This window comes from Aliivibrio sifiae (genome assembly GCF_002954715.1).
Lineage (GTDB): Bacteria > Pseudomonadota > Gammaproteobacteria > Enterobacterales > Vibrionaceae > Aliivibrio > Aliivibrio sifiae.
The window spans coordinates 916,049-916,735 of sequence record NZ_MSCP01000002.1; the positions used below are offsets into that span (position 1 = coordinate 916,049).

General features: G+C 32.8%; 1 protein-coding gene. It reads right to left on the reverse strand.

The window, feature by feature from the left end:
• Positions 1 to 122: 122 nt before the first annotated feature.
• On the reverse strand, positions 123 to 687 hold a 565-nt coding region (locus tag BTO23_RS15275; protein WP_211295932.1), incomplete at its 5' end, for a hypothetical protein.

A 687-nucleotide genomic window follows, 5' to 3' on the forward strand; every position in this document is an offset into this window, starting at 1 on the left:
CATACAGACCTAGCTGAATTTTAACGCCTTAATCACTGAAACTAAAGGCAAACTGACAACGCCGAATGTAGCAAATCGTGTTGATGCGATTGTTAGGGCGCTTTAAAAGCGAAGTACAAACTTTATTTTAAAGCAGCACCTGTATAGCTATTTTTATTAGCCTCAAATGGCAGTAACTTTGTTTCTGCATACTTTAACAGATCTTGAGGTGATACTTGATAATTAACATAATTCATGTTGTTTTCATTAAGAACAGAAAAAAGCCGGCTATGCTCACAATTAAAAGCATCGTAATTTGTTTTTGCAGTAAGAGCACAGGCTTGTAAAAATATAGATAATTCATCAGTCATATTTTTATTACAATGTTGTTTATAAAAATCAGCCTCTTTTTTTACAACTTCCCATTGAAGAGCTTTAGGATCAAAATATTCACTTTCAATTACATCTAACAAACTATCAATTGTTAACTTTCGACCTGCTAACTCTTCCAGTAAGAATTGCTCTAATAAATGTAGATTCATTTTTTCATTACAAGCATCAATTGCGATACATGTATTAAAGCGCAGCTCTCTTGCTATCTTAAATTGCTGAAGCTGTTCTTCTGTATAAGAAGGCGTAATATTAGCCTTTTCCCCAAAAAATACTGATGATAATTTTTTTAATATACTCATATTCCCTCTAGAGCCC